The organism is Mucilaginibacter mali, assembly GCF_013283875.1.
GTDB classification, from domain to species: Bacteria; Bacteroidota; Bacteroidia; order Sphingobacteriales; family Sphingobacteriaceae; genus Mucilaginibacter; species Mucilaginibacter mali.
The window spans coordinates 1,642,934-1,666,744 of sequence record NZ_CP054139.1 but is presented as its reverse complement, the minus strand read 5'-3'; the positions used below and the strand labels follow the sequence as shown (position 1 = coordinate 1,666,744).

General features: G+C 47.8%; 13 protein-coding genes. 3 read left to right on the top strand and 10 right to left on the bottom strand.

Going from position 1 to position 23,811, the window contains the following annotated elements; all coding sequences use genetic code 11:
- Positions 1-67: 67 nt before the first annotated feature.
- The 6 genes from HQ865_RS07110 to HQ865_RS07085 form a co-directional block, all read right to left on the bottom strand.
- The gene (locus HQ865_RS07110) at positions 68-895 is read right to left on the bottom strand and encodes a glycoside hydrolase family 16 protein (RefSeq protein ID WP_173414222.1); all 828 of its coding nucleotides are present in this window, start codon (positions 893-895) and stop codon (positions 68-70) included.
- A gap of 8 nt (positions 896-903) precedes the next feature.
- Positions 904-2,736, bottom strand: a complete 1,833-nt coding sequence (locus HQ865_RS07105) for a glycoside hydrolase family 35 protein (protein ID WP_202020457.1) — start codon at positions 2,734-2,736, stop codon at positions 904-906.
- 7 nt (positions 2,737-2,743) lie between these two features.
- Entirely contained in the window at positions 2,744-4,591 is a 1,848-nt protein-coding gene (locus tag HQ865_RS07100; protein WP_173414221.1) for a glycoside hydrolase family 2 protein, read from the bottom strand.
- Between the two features lies 1 nt (position 4,592).
- Positions 4,593-5,702 carry a glycoside hydrolase family 43 protein gene (locus HQ865_RS07095; protein ID WP_173414220.1) on the bottom strand — a complete coding sequence of 370 codons (1,110 nt, stop codon included), beginning with the start codon at positions 5,700-5,702 and terminating at the stop codon, positions 4,593-4,595.
- Between the two features lie 18 nt (positions 5,703-5,720).
- The gene (locus HQ865_RS07090; protein ID WP_237073764.1) at positions 5,721-7,058 is read right to left on the bottom strand and encodes a BNR repeat-containing protein; all 1,338 of its coding nucleotides are present in this window, start codon (positions 7,056-7,058) and stop codon (positions 5,721-5,723) included.
- A 141-nt stretch (positions 7,059-7,199) separates the two neighbouring features.
- The gene (locus tag HQ865_RS07085; protein WP_173414219.1) at positions 7,200-11,273 is read right to left on the bottom strand and encodes a hybrid sensor histidine kinase/response regulator transcription factor; all 4,074 of its coding nucleotides are present in this window, start codon (positions 11,271-11,273) and stop codon (positions 7,200-7,202) included.
- Positions 11,274-11,643: 370 nt separating this feature from the next.
- Here HQ865_RS07085 and HQ865_RS07080 point away from each other — a divergent pair, with 370 nt between their 5' ends.
- The 3 genes from HQ865_RS07080 (at position 11,644) to HQ865_RS07070 (ending at position 17,543) form a co-directional block, all read left to right on the top strand.
- A complete protein-coding gene (locus tag HQ865_RS07080) occupies positions 11,644-14,634 on the top strand; it encodes a SusC/RagA family TonB-linked outer membrane protein (protein WP_173414218.1) in 2,991 nt (996 codons plus the stop codon).
- 19 nt (positions 14,635-14,653) lie between these two features.
- Positions 14,654-16,285: a RagB/SusD family nutrient uptake outer membrane protein gene (locus tag HQ865_RS07075; protein WP_173414217.1), complete on the top strand. Its 1,632-nt coding sequence runs from the start codon at positions 14,654-14,656 to the stop codon at positions 16,283-16,285.
- An 88-nt stretch (positions 16,286-16,373) separates the two neighbouring features.
- The gene (locus HQ865_RS07070; protein ID WP_237073763.1) at positions 16,374-17,543 is read left to right on the top strand and encodes a serine hydrolase domain-containing protein; all 1,170 of its coding nucleotides are present in this window, start codon (positions 16,374-16,376) and stop codon (positions 17,541-17,543) included.
- Between the two features lie 2 nt (positions 17,544-17,545).
- Here HQ865_RS07070 and HQ865_RS07065 read toward each other — a convergent pair whose 3' ends face one another.
- Genes HQ865_RS07065 through HQ865_RS07050 form a run of 4 tightly spaced genes read right to left on the bottom strand, consistent with a single transcriptional unit; the run spans position 17,546 to position 23,731 of the window.
- Positions 17,546-20,212 carry an alpha-L-rhamnosidase gene (locus HQ865_RS07065; RefSeq protein ID WP_173414216.1) on the bottom strand — a complete coding sequence of 889 codons (2,667 nt, stop codon included), beginning with the start codon at positions 20,210-20,212 and terminating at the stop codon, positions 17,546-17,548.
- Between the two features lie 42 nt (positions 20,213-20,254).
- The gene (locus tag HQ865_RS07060) at positions 20,255-21,127 is read right to left on the bottom strand and encodes an SDR family oxidoreductase (RefSeq protein WP_237073762.1); all 873 of its coding nucleotides are present in this window, start codon (positions 21,125-21,127) and stop codon (positions 20,255-20,257) included.
- A 13-nt stretch (positions 21,128-21,140) separates the two neighbouring features.
- On the bottom strand, positions 21,141-21,908 hold the full coding sequence (locus tag HQ865_RS07055) for an enoyl-CoA hydratase/isomerase family protein (RefSeq protein ID WP_173414215.1): 768 nt from the start codon (positions 21,906-21,908) through the stop codon (positions 21,141-21,143).
- On the bottom strand, positions 21,908-23,731 hold the full coding sequence (locus HQ865_RS07050; RefSeq protein WP_173414214.1) for an AMP-dependent synthetase/ligase: 1,824 nt from the start codon (positions 23,729-23,731) through the stop codon (positions 21,908-21,910). Before HQ865_RS07050 ends, HQ865_RS07055 begins: the two co-directional genes overlap by 1 nt.
- Between the last annotated feature and the right edge of the window lie 80 nt (positions 23,732-23,811).

The following is a 23,811-nucleotide window of genomic DNA, read 5'->3' as shown; positions in this document are numbered from 1 at the left end:
GGTACTAATGTATATAATTTACTTAACAATGACAATTTGTAATAAAAAAAATACGGCGCAACATCTATTATTTTTGATACACCCGCACGTAATCGATCTGGTATTTGCGGGGGAACTCCGTTTTTGAGGGGTCGCCGCCATTATCGCCGCCCATAGCCAGGTTTAGTAAAATATAGTGTGGCTGCATAAACGGGTTAAAATTAGTACCGTCCCGGTTTACCAGTTCTGACAAAGCTACCTGGTTCAGCAGCTTATCATCCACATACAAACTGATGGCCTGCTCGTCCCAATCCATACGCCAAATGTGAAACTCCTTGCTCCAATCCTTACCTAAGCTATCAACCGCTGTAGTTTTGCTGTACCATTTAGCCTTGTTGGGCACCGATGTACCGCAGGCAATATTGGCCAGCAGCATATTGCGGTAATACTCCATAATATCTATCTCCCCGTTTGATGGCCAGGGTTTGCTATCGCCCAGGGTCCAAAACGCGGGCCACATCCCGGCAGATACATCAATACGGGCACGCATTACAAAACGGCCATATTGCCAGCTATGTAATCCCCGGGTATTTATACTGGCCGATGTGTAGTCGATAAACTCACGGCTGGTTCGCCAGTTGTTGCTGTCCGCTTTATAATATGGGTTAGGCAGATGCGCTCTCCGGGCCTCAATGGTCAATATGCCATCATGGCATACCGCGTTTTGCTGTTGATACCATTGCGCCTCGTTATTGCGTACAAAACCATGCTCGTATTTCCAGCTGGTACTGTCGGGAGCGCCTTCGTTGTTAAATTCATCAGCCCAAACCAGTTTATAGTTATCCTTATCTGTCTTATCCTGTGCATAAGTAGCAAAGGCCGGTAGCATGGCAATGGTCAGTATTAATTTCCGCATATGCTTTTTTAACGCAACTCGTTCAATATTGGTTTATCCAATGCTGTTAATTTGGTTTGATCGGGCTTTAATAATTCCAGTACTTCTATCTCGTTTACGCCCTTCTTTAGCCATTCTACCGGCACATATAAAGTTTGCTGCGGGCCAATGCTCCAGTATTTACCCAAATTATGTCCGTTTACCCAAACCATACCCTTGCCCCACTCGCGCATATCCAGGTAAGTATCGGCAACTTTAGCCAGGTTAAACGTACCTTTCTTAACCACCGGCGCGTTTCCGGCTTTGGTACCCGGTTGATATTTGATGGTGCTGATATTTGAAAAAGGCAGGCTATACATTTTCCAGCCACTCACTTCAGTATTATTGAACAGTACTTTTTCGGTGATGCCCTTTTTATTCTGCAACAGGTATTTGCCGAAGTTTACCCGGCCCATATTCTCTACCAGGATATCCAGCGTTACCTTTCCAGCCGGCAGGCCGATCTGCATACTATCCTGCTTAATGCGCCTGTCCAGCGTACCTATTTCTTTACCATTCACCATTACAATGGCATAATCGCGCAGTTGTTGTAATTTCAATATACCGTTTTTGCCGCCCTGTAAGGTGGTGCGGTATAGTACAAAGCCGTAGGCCTGGTTCAAATCTTCAAAAGTTAATGGTTTAGCGCTCAATTTTGGCACTGGCAGATTAGCCAGTAATGTACCGGTCTGTTTCAGGCTGATAGATGGAATAGCCATAGCCGGTTTTGCTTCCGGAACAGTTGGCAGCTTTACCCCTGCAGGTAAATGCTTTTCGATCACCTGGCGGAAAGCCATAAATTTTGGCGTAGCGTTACCGGCTTCGTCAAGCGGGGCGTCGTAATCATAACTGCTGATCTGTGGTTCGTATGGGCTTTCATCTTTATAATTAGCGCCATTCATAAAGCCACGGGTAGTACCGCCATGGAACATGTACATATTGATGGAGATCCCCGCCGCCAGTACCGTATCTAAATGCACACTGTACTGTGATGCCGGTACGGTATGGTGCTTGGTTCCCCACCAATCGAACCATGCCGGGTACCATTCGGCCACGTAGTAGGGGCCTTTACCATCATGATTTTGGTTGATAATGCGTTTTATCCTTGCCGGGTTATCGATCCCGTTTATGGCTGGCAGCATGCCCGGCAGGTGTCCTTTTGCCAGGTCTCCGGCCGGATCGCAGGTATAAAGCAGGCCATCAAAACCAGCTTCTTTAAACAACTTCTCGTTGATCCGCAGGTAATCCTTATCACTCGCGTACGATCCGTATTCGTTCTCGATCTGTACCATCAGGATGTTGCCGCCGTGATTAACCTGCAGCGGGGCCAGTTGCTTGCCTACTTGTTTAATATAGGTCTCGTATTCCTTCAGGTATTTTTCTTCTTTACTACGCACCACCAGGCCTTTTTCGTTCTGTAGCCAATACGGATAACCGCCAAATTCCCACTCGGCGCATACATACGGACTGGGGCGCAAGATCACCCATAACCCCTCCTGTTGCGCGATGCGCACAAACTCGGCAATATCGTTATTCCCCGTAAAATCAAACTTGCCTTTTTGCGGCTCGTGCAAATTCCAGAAAACGTAGGTACCTATCGTATTCAGGCCCATCGCTTTGGCCATTTTCATCCGGGCGCGCCAGGCTTCGCGGGGTACACGGGGGTAATGGATCTCCCCGCTGATCATCTGGAAGGGTTTGCCATCCAGCAAAAAGTCGGTATCGCCATAAGCAAAAGTGTGTTTAGCTTGCGCGTTTACGTTCAACTGGCTCATCATGATAACGCCGGTAAGCAGCGCCATCCATCTTTTCTTTATATTCATATTTAGGTTAATGGTCGTATTTCTGTTTCATTTCTTTATAATAAGCCTGCATAATGTAAAAGGCTTTCTTTTTGTTGCCCTTATCATCGTACATGCCCTTACGGTTCCAGCCCTCCTGGTATAGCGGGTTATTGCGTTTTGGCGAACGGAAATCGTTCAGCACCCAGGGCGCTATGCCTACATAGTTATCGGGCATACGCTTTAGCATGTCGGTTTGCTCTTTAAAATACCATTCCTGAAATTCCTCGTCAAAGCGGGTAAGCGAATCGGCATGGAAACCGCTTTTGCCTTCAGCGCCTGTCTCGCTAATAAACAATGGTTTATTATAGGGTGTACTCCAGTTAGTAGTTCGGCACTGATCGGGCAAACCGCCGTACCAGCCCAGGTATTCGTTAAAGGCTACCAGGTCAACAAATTCGCCCAGCGGATCGTCCACTACGTTTACATTCTTCAATGCGCCATAATTTACTTCAAGCGCGGCCGATACCATTCGGGTTCCGTCAAATTCCTTAGCACGGGTGATCAGGCTGTGCATAAAATCGGTACGGGTTTGGCTGATGGGCGTTTCGTTCCCAACCGACCAGATGATGATACTGGCGCGATTATGATCGCGGGTGATCATTTCCTGCAACTGCGCTTTAGCTTTAGCCAGTACCGCCGGGTTACCGAAATTGATGGTCCAGTAAACCGGTATTTCCGACCATACCAATATCCCCAGCGAATCGGCCGCGCGGGTCATGGCTTCATCGTGCGGGTAGTGGGCCAAACGCACCATGTTGCAACCCAGTTCTTTGGCCTGGTTCAATAACTGCAAAGCATCTTTTTGGCCAACAGCGCGGCGTACCTCCTGCGGTATCTCGCCATGTATACAAATGCCCCGCATAAATATTGGTTTGCCGTTCAATAATACCTGCTTTCCAAAAGCCTCGATAGTACGGAACCCTATTTTATCACTCACCTCATCTCCCGCGGCAGATACCATTACTTTATACAGTTTTGGCGTTTGTGGCGACCATAACTGTAGCTTGGGCAGTTTGAAATTCAGTTCGGTTAGTTCACCGGTTGCTGTCAGTTGTTTTTTAAAGTTCAGTTCGGGTATGCTGATGCTGATCGGATCGCCTGTTTTGGCGTTGCGCACTTTTATCCAGCCAGATACATCAGGTGTAGCCAATGGCGCTTTGCCCGGCTCGGCGCGTTTAAGCTGGATCACATAATCCTGTATAAAACTTTGGGGGACCTCTACCAGTTTTACATCGCGGGTAATGCCGCCGTAGTTCCACCAATCGGTATTGAGGGTAGGCACTTCATCGGCACCACGCTTGTTATCTACCTTAACTACCAGGAAATTGCCTTTTTCTTTTAGTAACGATGCCGGCACGCTGAAGTTGAACGGCGTAAAACCACCAATATGCATACCCAGTTTTTTACCGTTCAGGTAAACATCGGCACGGTAATTTACCGCTCCGAAATACAGGTAGTACCTGCTTTTAGTATCGGCCGCATGAAAATCGAACGATTTTTTATACCATACCGTCCCCTCGTAATATAAAAACTCGGGCTTTTGATGGTTCCAGTCGCCGGGCACCTGCAGGCTGTATTTATCGTTGTAACCGTGTTCTTTTTTCTCGGTCTTGTTTCTGGGGATGTCGGTATTCCAATAAGCATCGCCGTTGTTTTCCGCCAGTTCTTTGTAACGGTAATCGTAAAACCCGGTTTCGTACGGATCGACAATATATTGCCATTTGCCATTAAGCGACAGGGCTTTGCGCGCCCCGATATTGCTGATCAGGCTATCCTGCGCCTGCACGCAGACTGCCCCGGCCAGCAAGGTTATTAGTAGAAATAGTTTCTTCATTTTATTTTTTAAATACATCCAGGTTCCACTTATCCAGCCAGTTTATTTCGATGTCGTCGCCTTTAAAAGTAACTGGCAGCCACAGGTAACGGCCGTCGATGGCATTCTTTGGCGTCCATTTATCGGCCATAAAAATAAAGGCATTCTTTTTACCCTCAACCGGCAATACATAGGTGCTTTGTCCGCCAAAAGTGATCTCAGCAGCGTTGCCCACGCATGGGTTGCCGTGGTAAGTCCAGGGGCCATAGATGGATTTAGCCGTGAACCACCTTGCCGGGTTCGGTGCCCAACCTGTAGTGCCCGAGCCGATCATATAATAAATACCATTATGCTTAAAAATGGCCGGCGCTTCGGTTTGGTGACCGGCATATACCCGTGCGAATTTGCCGGTGTGGCCGGTGTAATCATCATTCAGTTCGGCAATATCCAGTGTAAAATTCTCCTCGGCCGAGAAGATGTGGTAGGCTTTGCCGTCATCATCCACAAATACGTTCATATCGCGGGCCATCTGTCCGCCGGGCAAGTCGCGGCAAAAGAAACCTTCGCTTTTATCCTTTGGCTTATCACAATTTACTTTATCCGCTTCGGCGGTTCCTTCGGGATAAATGGGCATAAAGCCTGCATTGGGGCGGTAGCTGCGGATAAACTTAAATGGCCCCGCGGCTTTATCAGCAGTAGCGACGCCTGCCCGGGCGGCCTTGTAACCTTGTCCGCGCAATTCCAAATGGAACCACATCACATATTTTTTAGTTTTTTTATTATAAACCACCTTGGGGCGCTCCAGTATGCAGCCTTTGGCAATATCGTTGGTACTATCGGGCGATACGCTTAGGGCAATGCCCTCATCCTTCCAGTTATAAAGGTCTTTTGATGAATAGCAGTGCACTCCCACCATGGCCCGGTTACCGGCGCCGCCTTCTATTTTATGTTCACCGTACCAGTAATAGGTCCCTTTTTGATAGAGCATGCCGCCGCCGTGGGCATTAATGTGCACGCCCTTATCATCGGGCCAGATGGCGCCGGGGGTAAATTCGGCAACCTTGGTTTGTGCCCTCAGTATACTGCCGGTAAGCAGCAGCGCGAAAGTCGTTAGTTGGTATCGTTTTATCATAGGTTTTTAGCGTCGAATTTATTTTATGGCTGTAGGCTTCCATTCTATCACCTGTACTGGTTGCGGTGGGATATTGGCGCGTCCTTCCCCATCAACCTGCACATTTTTCTGCACGAAGAGGTTCAGCACACGGCTTTGCTTCCACAACTCGGTATCGTAAGTAGGCTCCCACGATCCTACCGATGCATCAGTAAGATTGCTTACCTGCCATTTACCTTGTTTAATATCGGCCGTTACCGCAATCGAAACCTTATCACCCAGATCGGCATCTCTGAATATCAGCGCGGCAGCCATTTGTCCTTTAACAGGCCAGGCAATAATTTGTGGCCTTGATATCGGGATCTGCTTGGTACCACCACCGCTTAAACTAAACGCGCCTTTGCGAAAAGACAGGTTATTTACCTGCCATGTTGCACCGGTTTTGTAAACAATATGATACTGTGGCACGGTTTGCCCCTGCTCGCGCCAGTAGGTGGCAATAAAGGGCTGCCCCTGCGCATCGGCAAACATGGATGTTTGGTTGATCAGTTCGCTTTTTTGCGGGATGCGGCAGGCATATTCGGCGTTGGAAGCGGTGATGGGCAGGTGGTAAATTTCACCTGTAGACTTTTGCCAGGTCTTGCCGCCATCTTTTGAACAGGCATAGGCAATATCGTGGTTACTGGCCACATCGGGCGATTCGCGCCATACCCACGAGATATGGATAGTGCCCTTAACATCAACCGTAATTTGCCAGTAGGCGCTACGCTGGCCTTCGCCGTCTATCAGGTTATCCTGCAGGCGTTCCCATTTTTGAGTTTTGGTATGATAGGTATCTACCAGCAGGTTGCCGTTACCCGATGCACCATCCCGGTAAAAGAAAAGCAGATCGCCGTTGGCTTGTTTGTAAAATTCGGGGTAGCTTACCTTTTGTTCATGGTCGCCGGTCATGCTTAGTTTATCGCCCAAAGTGAGCGAACCGGGCGACTGGCTTTTAGCATAATTAACAGGGTTATTATGCAGGCCCCAAACTACATGCAGGAAACCCGCGCCATCTACCATGATACTGATAGATTTATGCGCGTCGGTAGCATCACCTTTATATTGGGTGCGGTTGATCTGCCAGCCTTCGGCGCCGGTTTTGCGTTTGGCCAGCACCACAAACTGATCGTTATCATAAAAGGCGGCATACTGATAACCGCCTGCCGTAACCAGCGAATTTTTACGGAAGATGACCGTATTAACGCTGTTATTTGCCCAGGCCCCGGCGGTGGGTATCGGTATAATTTTGGCGGCTTGCTGCGCATGGGTACACAACGGCATTACAGCGCAAATTATTATTGCGAATACCAGCGTAATGATTAGTTTTTTTAGCACTTCAATTTGATTTAGTTTTTACGATAGCACAGCCTTACATACTGGTACGTAAATTTATAATTGATTTGCTAATTACACACTTTTTAAGCGCATGGTAAGGGGGTAAAATCGCATTTTGCGGGGGATATTCTTAATAAGCGCTTATCCTTTCACCTTACGCTGCTTCAGGCTGTATGATTTTTGGAAAGCCACCCGGTGTTGCTTAATAAACTCGGACGGGTTAATGCCGAACTGCTTGTGGAAATGCTCGCGGAAATATTTGATATCGTTAAACCCTACCCTAAAAGCCGCCTCGTTAACATTGCAGTTGGTATTGATCATCAATTCGGCAGCCTTACGCAAACGAACGAACCTAATGAAGCCGTTGATAGATTGCCCTGTTACCTGCCTTATTTTTTTATACAGGCTGGAATAGCTCATCCCCATCTTATCGGCAATGGCGTTAACCTCCAGTTCGGGATCCGTCAGCGAGTTCTCGATAATTTCGATACAGCGATACAGAAAGTCCTTATGCTCTTCGGATACGTTTCGGCTTTTGCCTTTCAGTGTGATCTCGCTGAAGAAATAATTTTGCAGTTCGCTTTTGTTTTTGATGATGCCTTTCACCCGGGCTACCAACAGGTCCTTGTCAAAAGGTTTGTTCATAAAATCAACCGCGCCTTCTTCTATACCCTGCAAACGGATAGCCGGCGCGGCCTCGCCGGTTAACAGGATGATGGGGATATGGCTAAGGGTCGAATCCTGCTTAACGATACGGATCAGTTCCATGCCGCTTAAACCGGGCATTACAATATCGCTGATGATCACATCGGGCAGGTGCTTTTTGATCAGTTCCAGTCCACGCTCGCCGTTCTCGGCTTCAAACACTTCGTATTCTGCCGCGAAGATCTTTTTAATATAAGTGCGGATCTCGTTATTGTCGTCTATCACCAACACCGATTGCTTATCCGATATCAGCAGGTTCAGATCCGTAACGCCGTTTTCAAGGGGTTTTTCGAGTGTGTTATCGTAATCGATCAGTTCCTCGGCAGCGTATGAGTAGCCCTCCGTTGCCGACTCCACTATCGGATAGGCGCCCAAATGCTCCTTACCTTTTGGTAAGCATAAAGTAAATGTAGTACCGCCACCACCTGCCGTGCTTTTGTAATTGATGGTACCGCTATGGCTTTCCATAAACGTTTTCACAAGGTATAAACCTATTCCGAAACCTGTTTTCAGGGAGTTGGCATCCTTTACCTGGTAAAATTTATCAAATAAACGCTCCCCTACCTCGGCGGTAATGCCGATGCCGCTATCGGTAATCTCAAAATACACAAAGCGCTCATCCTGTTTAATATTAATATGGATGCTGCCTCCATCGGGTGTAAATTTCACCGCATTGGAGATAAGGTTGAACAGCGCTATCTCTATCTTCTCGCGGTCTACATACAATTCTATCTGGTCGCTGGCGTTCTCGAATTGATAGCTGATGTTCTTGATCTTGGCCTGGTGAAGGAAACAGGTGTATACATCCCGGCTCAGATCGGCAAAGTTTACCTTGCTTACTTTCAGATCGGCATTTTCGCTTTCGGTTTTGCGGAACAGCAGCAGGTGGTCTACCAAACCCAGCAGGCGGCGGGCGTTGCGGTAAACGATGTTCAATTCTTCGTTATGCGTTTTATCCTGTCGCAGCAGGTCTTTTATCGGGTTGATAATGAGCGTTAATGGCGTACGGAATTCGTGCGATACGTTGGTAAAGAACGACAGCTTCTTTTCGTTCGCTTCCTTCTCTTTTTCCACTTTCAGATTGGCTATCTCAATTTCGTATTGCAGGTGCGTTTGCCTGATACGGTATTGCCAGTACCAATAAATAACCGCGCAAATGGCCGATATATACAGCAGCCATGCCCACCAGGTGCGGTACCATGGCGGCAGCACGATGAGCTTTAAGCGTAACTGGTTATCGCTCCAGTTACCGGCTGTGTTGGTGGCGCGTATATATAAGGTGTAGGTACCCTCGTTAAGGCGGGTGTAGTAAGCGGTTTTCAGTGTTCCTACATTATTCCAGCCGTGATCCCAGTTATCCAGGTAATACGAATAGCTGATCTTATCCGGAAAGGAATATTCTAAAGCGGTATAATCGACAGCCAGGGTAGCCTGATCATAAGGCACGCTGATCTCTTTCAGATCTACGATGGCCTGGTTGCCGGTATAGTTGGTTGTACCCTCTACGTTTTTATTACTGATACGCAAGCCGGTGAAAGTTAACTGTGGTTGATGAACCGCCAGCTTTACACTATCCGGATAAAACAGGTTAAAGCCGTTGATCCCCCCAAAAGCCAGCTCGCCCGATTGCAGCTTTAGCGCCGCGTTGAAGTTGAACTGGTTACTTTGCAAGCCATCGGCAGCGTAAAAGTTTTTGAATTTACCGGTGGCAGTATTGTATTCGGTTAAGCCATTGTAGGTGCTGCCCCACAGATTGCCGTTATTATCTACCAATACGTTCAATACCGAGTTACTGGGCAGGCCATCGGCACGGGTGTAGCGTTTTATGGCCTGGGTTTTACTGTCGTAACTTATCAAGCCGCCGCCCTCGGTACCCAGCCATAGCCGCCCCTGCCGGTCCTGGTTTATGGAGCGCACCGCGTTTTTGATCTCGGTGTACTGATGGTTCTTATTGGCGATGTCTATTTTGATCAGCCTGGAATAATCACCCGCCCAAAGGTTGCCCTTGCTATCTTCAAACAAGGCATGGATGTTGATGAGATTTTTATCAAACACCTCAAAGCGGTCTGTCGCACGGTTATACTTATATAAGGCGCCGCCACGGGTAGTGCCCGCCCAAATATCACCACGCGAATCTAAAAACAGCTTCCACAGGCTTTTATCCTCGGTTTTGGTATACGGATTGTAGCAGGTATAATGTATGAAGCTATTGCCGGTTTTATTAAACCTGTCGATCCCACCACTAAACGTAGCTACCCATATTTGATTGGCCTTATCCTTCAATACACTCACCACAAAATTACTGCTTAACGAACCTGACGACGCGCTATGCACATAACTGGTGTACTGATCGGCCTTGCGGTTCCAGTAACTTAGCCCCCCGCCATCGGTGCCTATCCATAAATTATGGGCTTCGTCCTCGCAAAAGGAAAGCGCGAAATTGTTGACCACGCTATTCTTATTAAAAGGATCGTGTGTGATGAGTTTAAAAGGCGCTGGGTTGTTGTCGATGATGTTTACGCCGCCGCGCAGGGTGGCTACCCAGGTTAATCCCCCGTTATCCTCGTATATCATGCTGATGGCATCGCTATGCAGCGAGCCATTTTCGTTACCGCTTACAATATGCCTGATGCGATGACTTGTGGTATCCATAATATTTACGCCGCCGCCATTGGTGCCTATCCACAGTTGCCGCGACCGGGAAAAACGGAGATCCACCACATTTTCGCTGGTGAGCGCGCTGTTAATTACCCGGCTGATACTTTTAGCAGCACGGTTATATACAAAAAGGCCATTATCGGTACCTATCCAAATCTTTCCATAAGCGTCGATCAATAAGCAATTAGCCGATTTTAATGTGGCGTCGATCACCTCGATATGGTTTGGCGTGTTTAGGCGGCAAAGCCCAACATCGCGAATGAACAGCCAAACCTGCTTATACTTATCTGCCGCGATAGCCTGTACCGAAAACCAGGTATTAGCATTATCAAGCGTTATCTGTCGCGCTACGCTATCGCCCGGGTTGCAAATAAAAAGGCCGGCGTAATCCGTACCGATATACAGCTTTCCGCCTGCCCCGCAGTATAGGGCATTAACGTTATGCGTTATTTTTTGCGGCAGATTGCCTTTGGCGGGCTGATATAATATGGAATGAAAGCGCGCGTCGGCATAATCGTAATACATCGGCCCGCTTTGGGTGCCTACGTAAATGCGGTTACCGTAGCCGGTTATCCGATTCAAGTGATTATTGTTAAGCGAACGGTTGTCGCCCCAAACATTCCGATAGATCTTTACCGTGCTGCCGTCAAAGCGGTTAAGCCCATCGTAGGTGCTTATCCATACAAAGCCATGGCTATCCTTATATATACTGGTTACGGCGTTGTTTGATAAGCCTTGTTCGATGCCCAAATAACGGACGGGATGGTCTGTTGCCAAAGCCGCATCTGCCATGCCGGTCAACAGGCAAAGCATCCCTAAAAAAAGTACCGTACGGCGTAGCAGATCAGTCAAAAAATGGTGGATTTGAAAATTGGTATTTCAAATTTAATGTTTTGTTGACAGTTATACTAATAAATTATGCACATGTGCTGCATTTTATAGGTAAAACAAGCTAAGCGCATCATTTACAGCATTATTTGCGGTGTTAAAAAATCCCCCCCTTTAAATTACGATTATACCCCCCATGCAGTAATCGGAAATCACCTTATTTCGTTCTTGCCAATTGTTACCGGGACAACCACCGGGCTTATTATAACCAAATATATTTTAATTATTCCTGAAAAGCCAATGAGTTAAATCAACCTGCTGTAAAACCACCGCGACCGGTTACAAACACCAGCCGCTAAAAAAACCAAACTATTAAGCTAATTAATTAAAAATTATGAGAAAAAAATTTACGCATCTATTAATTATCACCTTACTTATAAGCGTAATAATTAATGTTTTCACGCAAAACACCTTCGCGCAAACCGCCTATACGGTTACCGGCAAGGTGGTAGACGAAACCGGGTCGCCATTGCCCGGGGCTTCTGTAGCGGTGGCCGGCAAAACACAAGGCGCTACCGCCGGTCCGGACGGAACTTTCAGAATGGTATTTACCGCACCTGCTACCCTCAGTATCTCATTTGTGGGTATGGAAACCAAAAGTGTGCAGGTAAGCAGCACAAACCATAACATTACTATTACGCTTGCTGATAGCCGCAAGGGGCTTAACGAAGTAGTAGTTGTAGGTTACGGCCAGCAAAAACGTTCGGATGTTACCGGTTCGGTAGCCTCGGTACCTAAGGCCCGCTTAGAGCAATTGCCGGTTACCAACGTATTACAAGCGCTTGAAGGTGCTGTGGCCGGTGTTAACATCACTACAACTTCAAGCGTTCCGGGCGCGCAGCCATCAACAACCGTTCGCGGTCAAAACTCTATCACTGCAAGTTCAAGTCCGTTTGTAGTTGTCGATGGGATCCCGCTGAGCAAAAGCGGAGGCTCGCTGAATGATATCAATCCTAACGATATCGCGTCGATGGAAATATTAAAAGATGCTTCGGCCGTGGCTATCTATGGTGCCAACGGCTCAAACGGCGTAATTCTGATCACTACCAAACGTGGTACTATGGGTAAACCGGTTATCCGCTATAACGGCTATGCAGGTACCGAAAAGCTGGGCCATATCCTTACTCCGCGCGATCCGGCATCATTTACCCAAAAATTCCTTGATTACGAATCGCAAAATAAACTGACCCAGCAATTTCCTGAACCGGTTTACAACAATTCGGAAAGGGCTAATTACACTGCCGGCCACATCATTGATTGGGTGAAAGAAACTACGCAAACCGGTATCATCCAGGATCATAACGTTAGCGTATCAGGTGGTACCGAGGATGTGAAATATTTCCTTTCGGGCGATTACATGAAACAGAAGGGTGTAATTAAAGGCTACCAGTACAACCGCGTAGGCATCCGCTCAAACCTGGATGTAAAGGTTACCAATTACCTGTCGGTAGGCGCTACTGCATTTTTAGCCAACAACAATTACGATGGTGGCCGTGCCAACTTACTGAACGCAACCGCGATGAGCCCTTACGGCAATGTATACAATGCCGATGGCACTTACACCATTTATCCAATGGCACCCGAACAATTATATGTTAACCCGCTGTTAGGTTTAACTACCGATGTGATCAGCCGTAGCGTTAACCTGAACGGTAACGGTTATGCCGAGATCAAATTTGGTGGTGTGCTGAAAGGCTTGCGCTACCGCCTGAATGCCGGTTACACCTACCTGCCAACCCGCAACGATACCTACAGCGGCCGTTTGGCCAATACGCCACTGGGTTCGGCAAGCGCGGCCAGCTCAGAAACGCAGTCGTACACGCTGGATCACCTGTTGCTTTATACCCGCGATTTCGGTAAACACCGTATCGACTTTACCGGTCTGTACAGTTCGCAACAGCGTAAGTACTTTACCTCTACCGCCGGCGCCACCAATTTTATCAACGATGAGTTATCGTTTAACAACCTTGGCGCAGGCTCTACCCAAACCGCGTCATCATACCAGGACAGGTATGCGCTGAACTCGCAGATGGGCCGTATCAATTACTCGTACGATAGCCGCTACCTGGCCACGTTTACCGTTCGCCGCGATGGTTCGTCGGTATTTGGCGCCAATACCAGTAAATATGGTTATTTCCCATCGGCAGCTTTGGGCTGGAATATATCTAACGAGGATTTCATGAAGAACTCTAAGATCGTGAACAACTTAAAACTTAGAGGTTCATATGGCCGTTCGGGTAACGAGGCTATTTCGGTTTACCAAACCATCACTACCGATGGTACTAACCGCTTCCCATTCAATGGTACCAGCTATGTGGGTGTATTAGCCAGCAACCTGGGTAATGCTAACCTGCACTGGGAAAATACGCAAAGCACCAACATCGGTGTCGAATTCTCTTTGTTCAACAGCCGCATTAACGGTGTTATTGATGCTTACAGTTCAAAAACAACCGACCTGATCTTACGCCGCAACCTGCCTGCTATTACAGGTTATGGTAACGTGCTTGATAATATCGGCAAGATAGGCAACCGTGGTATCGAGGTTACCTTAAACACCCGAAACGTATCATTAAAGGATTTTAAATGGGAAAGCAATATCGTTTACGCGGTTAACCGCAACCGTATTATCGACTTGTATGGTGATGGTAAAGACGATTTGGGTAACCGCTGGTTCATCGGTCAACCCATCAGCGTAATTTACGATTATAAGATGACCGGCGTTTGGCAAACAGGCGAAGATGCATCTAAGCAGGATCCCGGCGCTAAACCCGGCGACCTGAAATTTGCCGACCTGAACGGCGACGGCAAGATCACTGCCGATGGCGATAAAACCATCCTTGGCCAAACAGCGCCAAAATGGACAGGCGGCTTAACCAACACCTTCCGCTACAAATCGTTTAACCTGAGTGTGTTTATCCAAACCGCGCAGGGTATGCTGAAGAACAACCCGGATTATAACTATGCCGATGAGTCGGGCCGCAGGAATACCCCGGCCGAAATTGGTTACTGGACACCTACCAATGGTAGCCAGCAATTCCAGGCACTATCATACACTAACACCCGTGGTTATGGTTATGTGCACGATGCATCGTACACCCGCATAAAGGATGTTACCCTGAGCTATACTGTGCCACAAAAGTTTTTAGATAAAATACATGTTGCCAGCCTGATGTTTTATTTAAGCGGTCGTAACCTTAAAACCTTTACCAATTGGATAGGCTGGGATCCGGAGAATAATTACTCTACCCGCGGTTCGGGCGATTGGACCAACAACTATCCGCAAACACGCACATTTGTTTTAGGTGCAAATATCTCTTTGAAATAAACCCGTTAAACACAATAACATGAAAAAGTATTCGATATTCATTTCACTAATTGCCGTGTTGATGGTGGTTGCTGTATCCTGTAAAAGATCTTTCCTGGATGAAAAACCGTATTCGTCATTCACGCCGCTTACCCTTACCGATTCGTTAGGGTTCGAAGCGTCGGCCGTAGGCTTATATAATTTAGAGACTGGTTTCCTCACCTACTCTGGTCGCCAGGGCTGGCCAAGTGTTTGGCAGGCCGGTACCGATGTGGCTAACGTAACCGCCCAGCAGGAGGGCATAGAGGTACCCTATTACAATTATGCTACCTTAACGCCAACCGATGCAGCTGCAAGCTTTACCTGGGGTAAATACTATTCTATGATCAATAATGCTAATATTATTATTGATGCTGCCGAAAACCCATCGACCACGAAAATTGGCGCGACCGGTAAAAAACAGGTGGAAGCCGAAGCTAAATTCTTCCGTGCCTACGCTTATAATAACCTTGTAACCCTGTTTGGTAAAGTGCCACTGGTTGATCATGCTTTAACCAGCGCCAAAACCGATTTTGTGCGCTCGCCGATAGCCGACGTGGATAATTTAATTATCGCCGACCTTACCTACGCCAGCACAAACCTGGCCGATCTGAACCCTGTGGGTGGTAAAACCAATACCCAGGGCAAACCAACCAGTAGGGCCAATAAGTATATGGCCATGCAGCTACTGGCCGAAGCTTACCTGCGTATGGGTAAAAACTCGCTGGCCGAAGCACAGGCTCAAGCCATTATCAGCAGCACCAAATTCAGCCTGGTTAAAGCCCGCTACGGTGTACGTGCAGGCGGTGCCGGCGATTATTATTCGGATATGTTTGTTTACGGCAACCAACGCCGTGCACAAGGCAGTTCTGAAGCTATTTGGGTGCTGGAGCAGGAAAACCCAACTGCCGTTGTTGGCGGTAATGTTGACAACGCGCAGCAACGCCGCGTTTGGGGTGCTGCTTACTATGCAATCCCCGGCATGTTACCATGCGACTCGTTAGGCGGCCGTGGTATTGCCCGTTTGCGTTTAAGTAACTGGGTGCTTTATGGTTTATATCCAACCGGCGATATCCGTAACTCCGAGAATAACATCAAACGCCATTACTATTATAACGACCCATCGGCTACCTATAAATCAATTTATGGCAAACCGGTGCCTTTTGCCGGCGCCGATACCGCCTTCCGTATTTGCCCAAGCACTACCAAATGGGGGCAGTTTGATCCTAACGACACCTTTGGCTACGCCATGATAAAAGATTTTATTATGATGCGTTTAGGTGAAACCTACCTGTTGCTGGCCGAAGCACAATTTAAACAAGGGAATTTGGCCGGCGCCGCTACCAGCATTAATGCGCTGCGTACCCGCGCCAACGCGCCACAGGTTACCGCCGCGCAAATGACGCTTGATTTTATATTGGACGAGCGCGCCCGCGAGTTGATAGGTGAAGAAAACCGCCGTATGACGCTGATGCGTACAGGTACGCTGGTTGATCGCGCTACCCGTTTAAACTCGAACGACGCGGTACACCCAACCGTTGGCTTAACTGCTAAAAACTTATTACTGCCTATCCCACTGTCGGAAATACAGCTGAATAAGGACGCGGTTCTGGAACAAAACCCCGGCTATTAAGTAACACCTCATCTAAACCAGAAATGGGCTGCCTCAAAAGGGCAGCCCATTTTTTATGCGGGCAGATAACATTGCTTTTACTATCTTCATGATGATATTATCAGACGCTATGATGAAACTTCACATCTTAAAAGGTATCTCCATCACATTATTAATTGCATTGATTGCTACACAAAGCCATGCACAGGCCACAAAAGCCGGGACTGATATCATGGCCAAAATGCTGCAATACCAGGCCATGGGCCTACAAGTGGTGGTGGTAAAGAAAGGCGAGATCAGTTACACACATGCCTTCGGTTTAAAAGACGCGGAAAGCAATACGCAGCTTACAGATAAAGATATTTTCCGGATAGCATCCATATCTAAATCGTTCTCTGCTACTTCCATTATGCAACTGGCCGAGGCTAAGAAGCTATCGCTTAAAGATGATTTCAGTAAATTGGTAGGCTTTAAGATACGTAACCCGAAGTTTCCCGAAACAGTGATCACCCTGAAGATGGTGATGTCGCATACAGCCAGTATTAACGACAGCCAGGGATATTTTAGCCTGGATGCGATCAACCCTGACAAAAACCCCGACTTTGCCAAATGTTATAACAATTATGAACCCGGCACAGGTTACCAATATTGTAACCTTGATTTTAACATGGTGGGTACGGTGATAGAAAAAATATCAGGCGAACGCTTTGACCAGTATGTAAAACACCACATCCTTGATCCCCTGGGGCTTTATGGCGGCTATTGTGTAGACTCGCTGGATAAATCGCGGTTCGCCACATTGTACGAGTATGATGCCAAAGCGAAGAAATTAAACCCATCTCCTGCCGCCTACAATCCGCGCAGTGATGAGATAGCCAAATACCAGATAGGCTACAGTACGCCCATCTTCTCGCCCACCGGCGGCATGAAGATCTCAGCCACCGATCTGGCCAAATACATGACCATGCACATGAACAAAGGTAACTATCACGGCGTAAAGATCATATCCAAAAAGAGCGCTAAGGAAATGCAAACTGTGGTTGCCGAAAAAGATAACTACGGCTTAGCCATCATGACCAAACCCGATCTGATCCCTGGCTATATAATGAAAGGCCATACCGGATCTGCTTACGGATTGTACAGCGCCATGTTCTTTCAGCCCGATGAAAAGTTTGGCTTCGTGGTGATCACCAACGGCTGCAATGTTGGCGAATACGACGGTGTAAACCCCTTTCTAAAGGACGTGATGAATATTTTGTATGATAACTTCATCAAATAATGCTACCGGATCTCAAACTCATAATGCCCGGCAGCTTGTTTAAACGGTTGGTCGGCAGCTATCAGCTTCCCATCTAAATAAACCTTTTTACCGGCAACATGCGGCAACTTGATGCTTGCCGTCGAATTAGCCGGGATGGTTACCGAATAGCGGATCACCCCGCCATCACGCTTCCAGTTAGATACGATCTGCCCTAACGGCCCTTTGTGCGATGATTCGAAATGAGATAATCCGGGTACAAAGTTCGGTTCGAGCAATACATTCTTAAAGCCGGGATTCAGCGGATCAGTCTTGATGCCGCCGATGCCCTTGTATAGCCAGGCCCCTATCTCGCCAAACATAATGTGGTTAAGCGACAGGTCGGATTTGGCCTCGATATTCCAATTCTCGTACAGCGAGGTCGCCCCGTTTATTATCCACCACCCCCAGGATGGGTAAGTTTCCTGCGAAGCAATGCGGTAAGCCACATCAGCATAACCGTTATCACTCAAAGCACCCAATATGGCTTTGGCGCCGAGGATACCGGCATCTAAATGATAGTTATCGGCTTTAACACGCCCGGCTAAATTGGCAGCAACCTTGCCCTTCATATTTTCGGGCACCATGTTCCAGTACAGGGGTACGCTCAATTCGGTTTGATAGCCCTTATCGTACATTCCCGTAGCTGTGTTCAAGTATTTGGCATTAAATGCGTTTTTAATCTTCAGGGCAAGGGCGGTGTATTTGGCCTCGTCGGCTTTGTTGTGGAACATCGCGGCCGCTTTAGCCAGGATGCTTACATCGGTAAAATAGTAAGCTGTAGAGGTAAACTCCACCGGTGATACCGATTTTACCGGCACCCAATCGCCCAAACCCCAGGTGGTTAAACCCGATGGATACAACTGATCGATATGGTTCACATAGCGTTTAATGTTATCATAATTATCAGCCAGCGTTTTGCTGTCGCCATAAAACAGGTACAAGTTCCAGGGGATAATGGCGATGGTGCTTGTCCAGTCGGGGCCGTTCCCCCACTCATAACCCCAACCGTCAGAGGGTACAATTGAGGGTAGCACACCGTTGGGCTGCTGCTCGTCGCGGTGATCGGCCATCCATTTTTCGTAAATGGTAATACCATCGAAATTATACAAACCGGTCTCACTGGCTATATGCGCATCGCCCGTCCAGCCATTCTTTTCGCGCTGCGGGCAATCGGTAGGGTAACCAAAAAAGTTTGACAGGTATGAGTTATTGGTAGCCGACCATATTTTGTTGATCGTTTGGTTTGATGAACCGATCTGCCCGATGGCCTCCACATCGCTATGCATAAAATACCCGGTGAGGCTTTCCTTGTTGATGCTGACGGGCTTATCGCTGCTCACCTCCACATACTGAAAACCCTTGTAATTGAAGCGGGGCATAAAGCTTTCCTGCCCTTTGCCGCCAAGAATAAAAATATCAGTTTGGAACGGATCCTTATCATCGGTAGGGCGATAATGGATATCAATATTGGATTGGTCGGCATAGCCTGTTTTGCCCAGCTTTTCGGCATGCTTCAACCTGATGACCGTGCCCTTTTCACCCGATACCGTAATGTGGCTCACGCCGGATATATTGCGACCCAGATCGAACAGGTAAACATTATCTGCCAGTTTTGTCATGCTTTTGGCCGGGATAGACTCCACATCACGAATAGGTTGCATGGCCTGCGCTACCACACTCCCCGATGGTGCCGAGCGGTTGATAACGCCTTTCCAGCCCTTATCATCAAAGTTGGCGGTATTCCAGCCGGGTTGCTCCAGGCGGGCATCGTAATGTTCGGCGGTGTAAATGCTGTTGAAAATAATGGGGCTTAACGCTGTTTTCCATTTGGTATCGGATGTGATGGTTTCGGTGCTGCCGTCGGTATAAGTAACGCGCAGATCTAAGCAAAACGCAGGTCTGCCGCGCCATGGCGCTTTATGAAAATACCATACCGCCGTACTTTGGTGATTATACCAGCCGTTGCCTAACAAAACGCCAATAGCATTTTGACCACTTTGCAATTGCGAGGTTACATCGTACGAAACATAAAGGTTGCGCCTGTCGAACCGGGTATACATCGGGTCGAGGCGGTGGTTACCTATCTTTTGCCCGTTGATGTACAACTCGTACAAACCGGCTACGGCGATATAAACCCGCGCTGAAGCTATCTTTTTGGCTGTTGAAAACGTATGTCTGAAATATGGCGCGGCCTTTTCGTTCACATCCTTGTTGTCGCTTATCCAGTTGCCCTGCCAGTTGCTTTTATCTACCATGCCGGTCTCGAATACGGCAACATGTGATGCTATACTTTTGCCGTTGTTGCCCCATACCATAACCCGCCAGTAGTATTTGGTGAATGGTTGCAGGGGCTTGCCCTGGTAGTTAATAAGGTTAAGATCGGATGTGAGTTTGTTAGTTTGCCAGTGATCGCCTGTGCCTCTACTTACCAATGCAGAGTCCGTCCCTACAAATAACTGGTAAGCGGTTTGCCGGGCGCCACGGTTATCGTCCAATAACACCCATGTTAAGCGGGGATGTTTCGCATCAATACCGATAGGGTTAATTAGATATTCGCACTTTAAACCGCCAACCTGGGGGGTAGCGCCATGTGCAAACGAACAAATAAACAGGAGTAAGCAAAACAGCAGCGATTGTGATTTGATCATAAACCAAACCTAACTAATCTGTTTTTATTTATACGGATTTTATTAAGATTTAGCCGAACGGGTAGCCATCTCAATGGCATCCCACATATTGTCGGGTATCATTTCCAGCGCGCTGAACTGGCCCGCGCCCTGCAACCATTCGCCGCCATCTATAGTAATTACCTCACCATTGATATAGCCCGAAAAATCGGACACAAGGAATGCCGCCAAATTAGCCAGTTCCTGGTGTTCGCCTACACGTTTAAGCGGCACACGGTTCTTAAAGTCAAATTTCTGCGCCATATCGCCGGGTAGCAGTCGCTCCCAGGCACCTTTGGTTGGAAACGGCCCCGGTGCTATAGCATTGGTACGGATGCCATGCCTGCCCCACTCTACAGCCAGCGATCGTGTCATAGCCAGCACACCGCCCTTAGCACAAGCCGACGGCACAACATAGGCCGAACCGGTGAAGGCATAAGTAGTAACGATATTCAGGATATTGCCGGGCATTTTGTTAGCGATCCAATACTTTCCTAAGGCTAGCGAGCAGTTAGCCGAACCTTTTAAAACGATATCTATCACGGCTGAGAAAGCATTGGCAGATAATCTTTCAGTCGGCGAAATGAAATTACCCGCGGCGTTATTCAATAAGGCATCAACCTGTCCAAACGTATCTATCGACTGTTTCAGCATTACTTCAACCTGATCATAGTCGCGAACGTCGCAGGCCACAGCCAAAACTTTGCCGCCAGTAGCAGCTTCCATTTCGGTAGCTGTTTTTTTCAGCACATCCAGTTTGCGGCTGGTAATGACTAAGTTGGCGCCCAGTTGCAAAAAGTAGGTGCCCATGGCCTTCCCCAAACCCGTGCCGCCGCCGGTAACAATAATGGTTTTCCCTTTCAGGGCATCATCTTTTAACATTCCGGTAGCTGTCATGGTATTTTAGGGATTAACTATTTTTTGATTTGAGTTGCTGTATCATCATTTCCAAACCTTTGCGGGTGGCAGGTGCCCACCACTGTTTCAGCATGGCATCCAGGGTTTGGCTTTGGTCGGCATTAAGCTGGCCAACCAGTTCGCGGCGCAGGTTTTGTTTGCTGCGTATCCACGTTGGGGCGCTAAATTTCATATATTCCCGCATTTTAGCTTCGGCAGCCGACATTACATTCAGCGCGGTTGTTACTTCATCAACCAAACCTATTTCCAGTGCATCCGGGGCCTTCACCAGTTTACCTTCCATCAGGTATTGATATGCACGGCGCTTACCCAGCCAAAAGGCATACAGGTTAAAAATGCTATCGGGTACGATAATACCAACTGGGATCTCGTTTAACCCGATGATGTACGGGCCGTCAGCCATCACCCGGTAATCGGCACAGATAGCTACTACGCAGCCGCCTGCCGGGCTATGCCCGCTGATAGCGGCCACCAATGGTTTCCTGAACGAAGCCAATGCCGCGGGTAACCGCATAAAATCTGTCCAAAAAGCACGGATCTGCTCTTCATCGTAATTGTAGGCTTCAATCAGGTCGATACCTGACGAGAAAAAGTTCTCCTTGCCGGTGATGATCAGTCCGCCAACATCTTTATTGCTGTCCAATTCCTGTACACAAGCCACCAGTTCCTTCACCATCTGGTGGTTGATGGGATTAGACCGTCCCCTATCCAGCTGAATAACGGCCAGGCGGTCGGTTATGGTAAGTTTAATGGTTTCCATCAGTGCGCCGGCGTAATGATATCGCAAGTGCTATCCCCGGCCTCGCCCGAGTATAGTTTATCTATCTCTTTTTGATATTTCTCCATGATTACCTTACGCTTCATTTTCCCGGTAGGGGTTAACTCACCGCTTTCCACCGACCATTCGTTAGATAGTAAGGCTATTTTTTTCACCTGCTCTACGTGGTTAAACTCGGGATTAAATCCCGCGATGATCCCATTGAACAAAGCGATCACCCGTGGATTTTGCATCAACTGATCATGCCCTACAAAAAGGATATCATTCTCTTTACACCAGGGCAGAAGGTTGGTATAAGATGGTACGATGAGCGCCGAAACAAATTTCCGTTCAGACCCGATCACCATCATCTGCTCGATAAAATGATTTTCCTTCATTTTATTTTCGATAGGCAGCGGGGCCACGTATTTACCGCCCGATGTTTTGAAGATCTCTTTCTTGCGGTCGGTTATCTTCAGGAATTTACCCTCATCTAACATACCGATATCGCCTGTGTGGAACCAGCCATCCTGTATTACTTCGGCGGTCATTTCGGGATTTTTATAGTAGCCGGCCATCACGTTATCGCCTTTGCACAGTATCTCGCCGTCCTCGGCTATCTTCACCTGTACATTGCCCAGCAGCGGGCCAACCGTACCAAATTTGCGCATGGCAGGGATATACTGGTTCACCGCAATAACGGGTGATGTTTCGGTAAGTCCGTAACCTTCCAGTATCACAATTTTGGCCGCGGTAAATATCTTCTCTAACTTAATGGGCGTAGCCGAACTACCCACCACAATAGCCTTCACATTCCCGCCCACTGCTTCGCGCCATTTGCTGTACACCAGCTTATCGGCAATAGCCAGCTTAATTTTATACCAGGGGCTTTTGCCATGTATCTCAAATTCCTCGGCAACGGCTATCGACCACAGGAAGATCTTCTTTTTCATGCCTTCCAGCTTTTGGCCGGCATCCATTATCCGTTCAAATACCTTTTCTAATAAACGCGGAACAGCGGTGAAGATATAAGGCTTCACTTCGCGCAGGTTGGGGCCAATGGTATCCATACTTTCGGCATAGGAAATAGAAAAGCCGAAGAAGAAATAGATATAGGTACACATCTTTTCGAAGATGTGGTTAAGCGGCAAAAAGCTAAGCGCCGTGCGGGCCTCAACCGGTATCTGCTTCAACACCTCGCCCGAATCCATTACGTTGGTGAGGATGTTTTTATGGGTAAGCATCACCCCTTTTGGTCGACCGGTGGTACCGGACGTATAGATTATCGTAGTTACATCATCTGCCTTAACGGTATCGCTAATGGTTTTGATCCGTTCGATATCACCCGCTTGCAGCGGCTTTAACAACTCCAGCCAATGCGCGCAGTCATCTATTCTATCAAAAGAATATATCTGCTTTAACGATGGGATATTGGCCTTTACCTCAGTTATCTTATCGCACAGTTCGGTACCGCTAACAAAAACATATTTTACGGCCGACTCATTCAAGATCTGCTCCAGCTCCTTAGCATTGCTGTTAGGATAAAGCGGCACCAGGATAGCGCCGATCTGCTGTACGGCCAGGTCGGTTATCAGCCATTCGGGCCTGCCATTGCTGATCAAAGCGATCTTATCGCGGCCCTCGGTCGTTCCATCCCCGGCGGATATGCCCAGGTTTAAAAGCGCCATAGAAAGTTCGTTCACCAACCGGTGCACCGTTTCGGTACTATAAAGCTTCCACACGCCATTTTCTTTAGCGTTAAGCAGCCCGGCAACCGGCGTGGCGGCCTGCAGGGCCATACAATCGAATAATCTTGTAGCTTTCATTTCGCTTTGCTCATAGTGATCGGTGATCAGTTAATCAGTGATTAGTTAGGAATGCAAAGCACTGATCTCTAATCACTAAT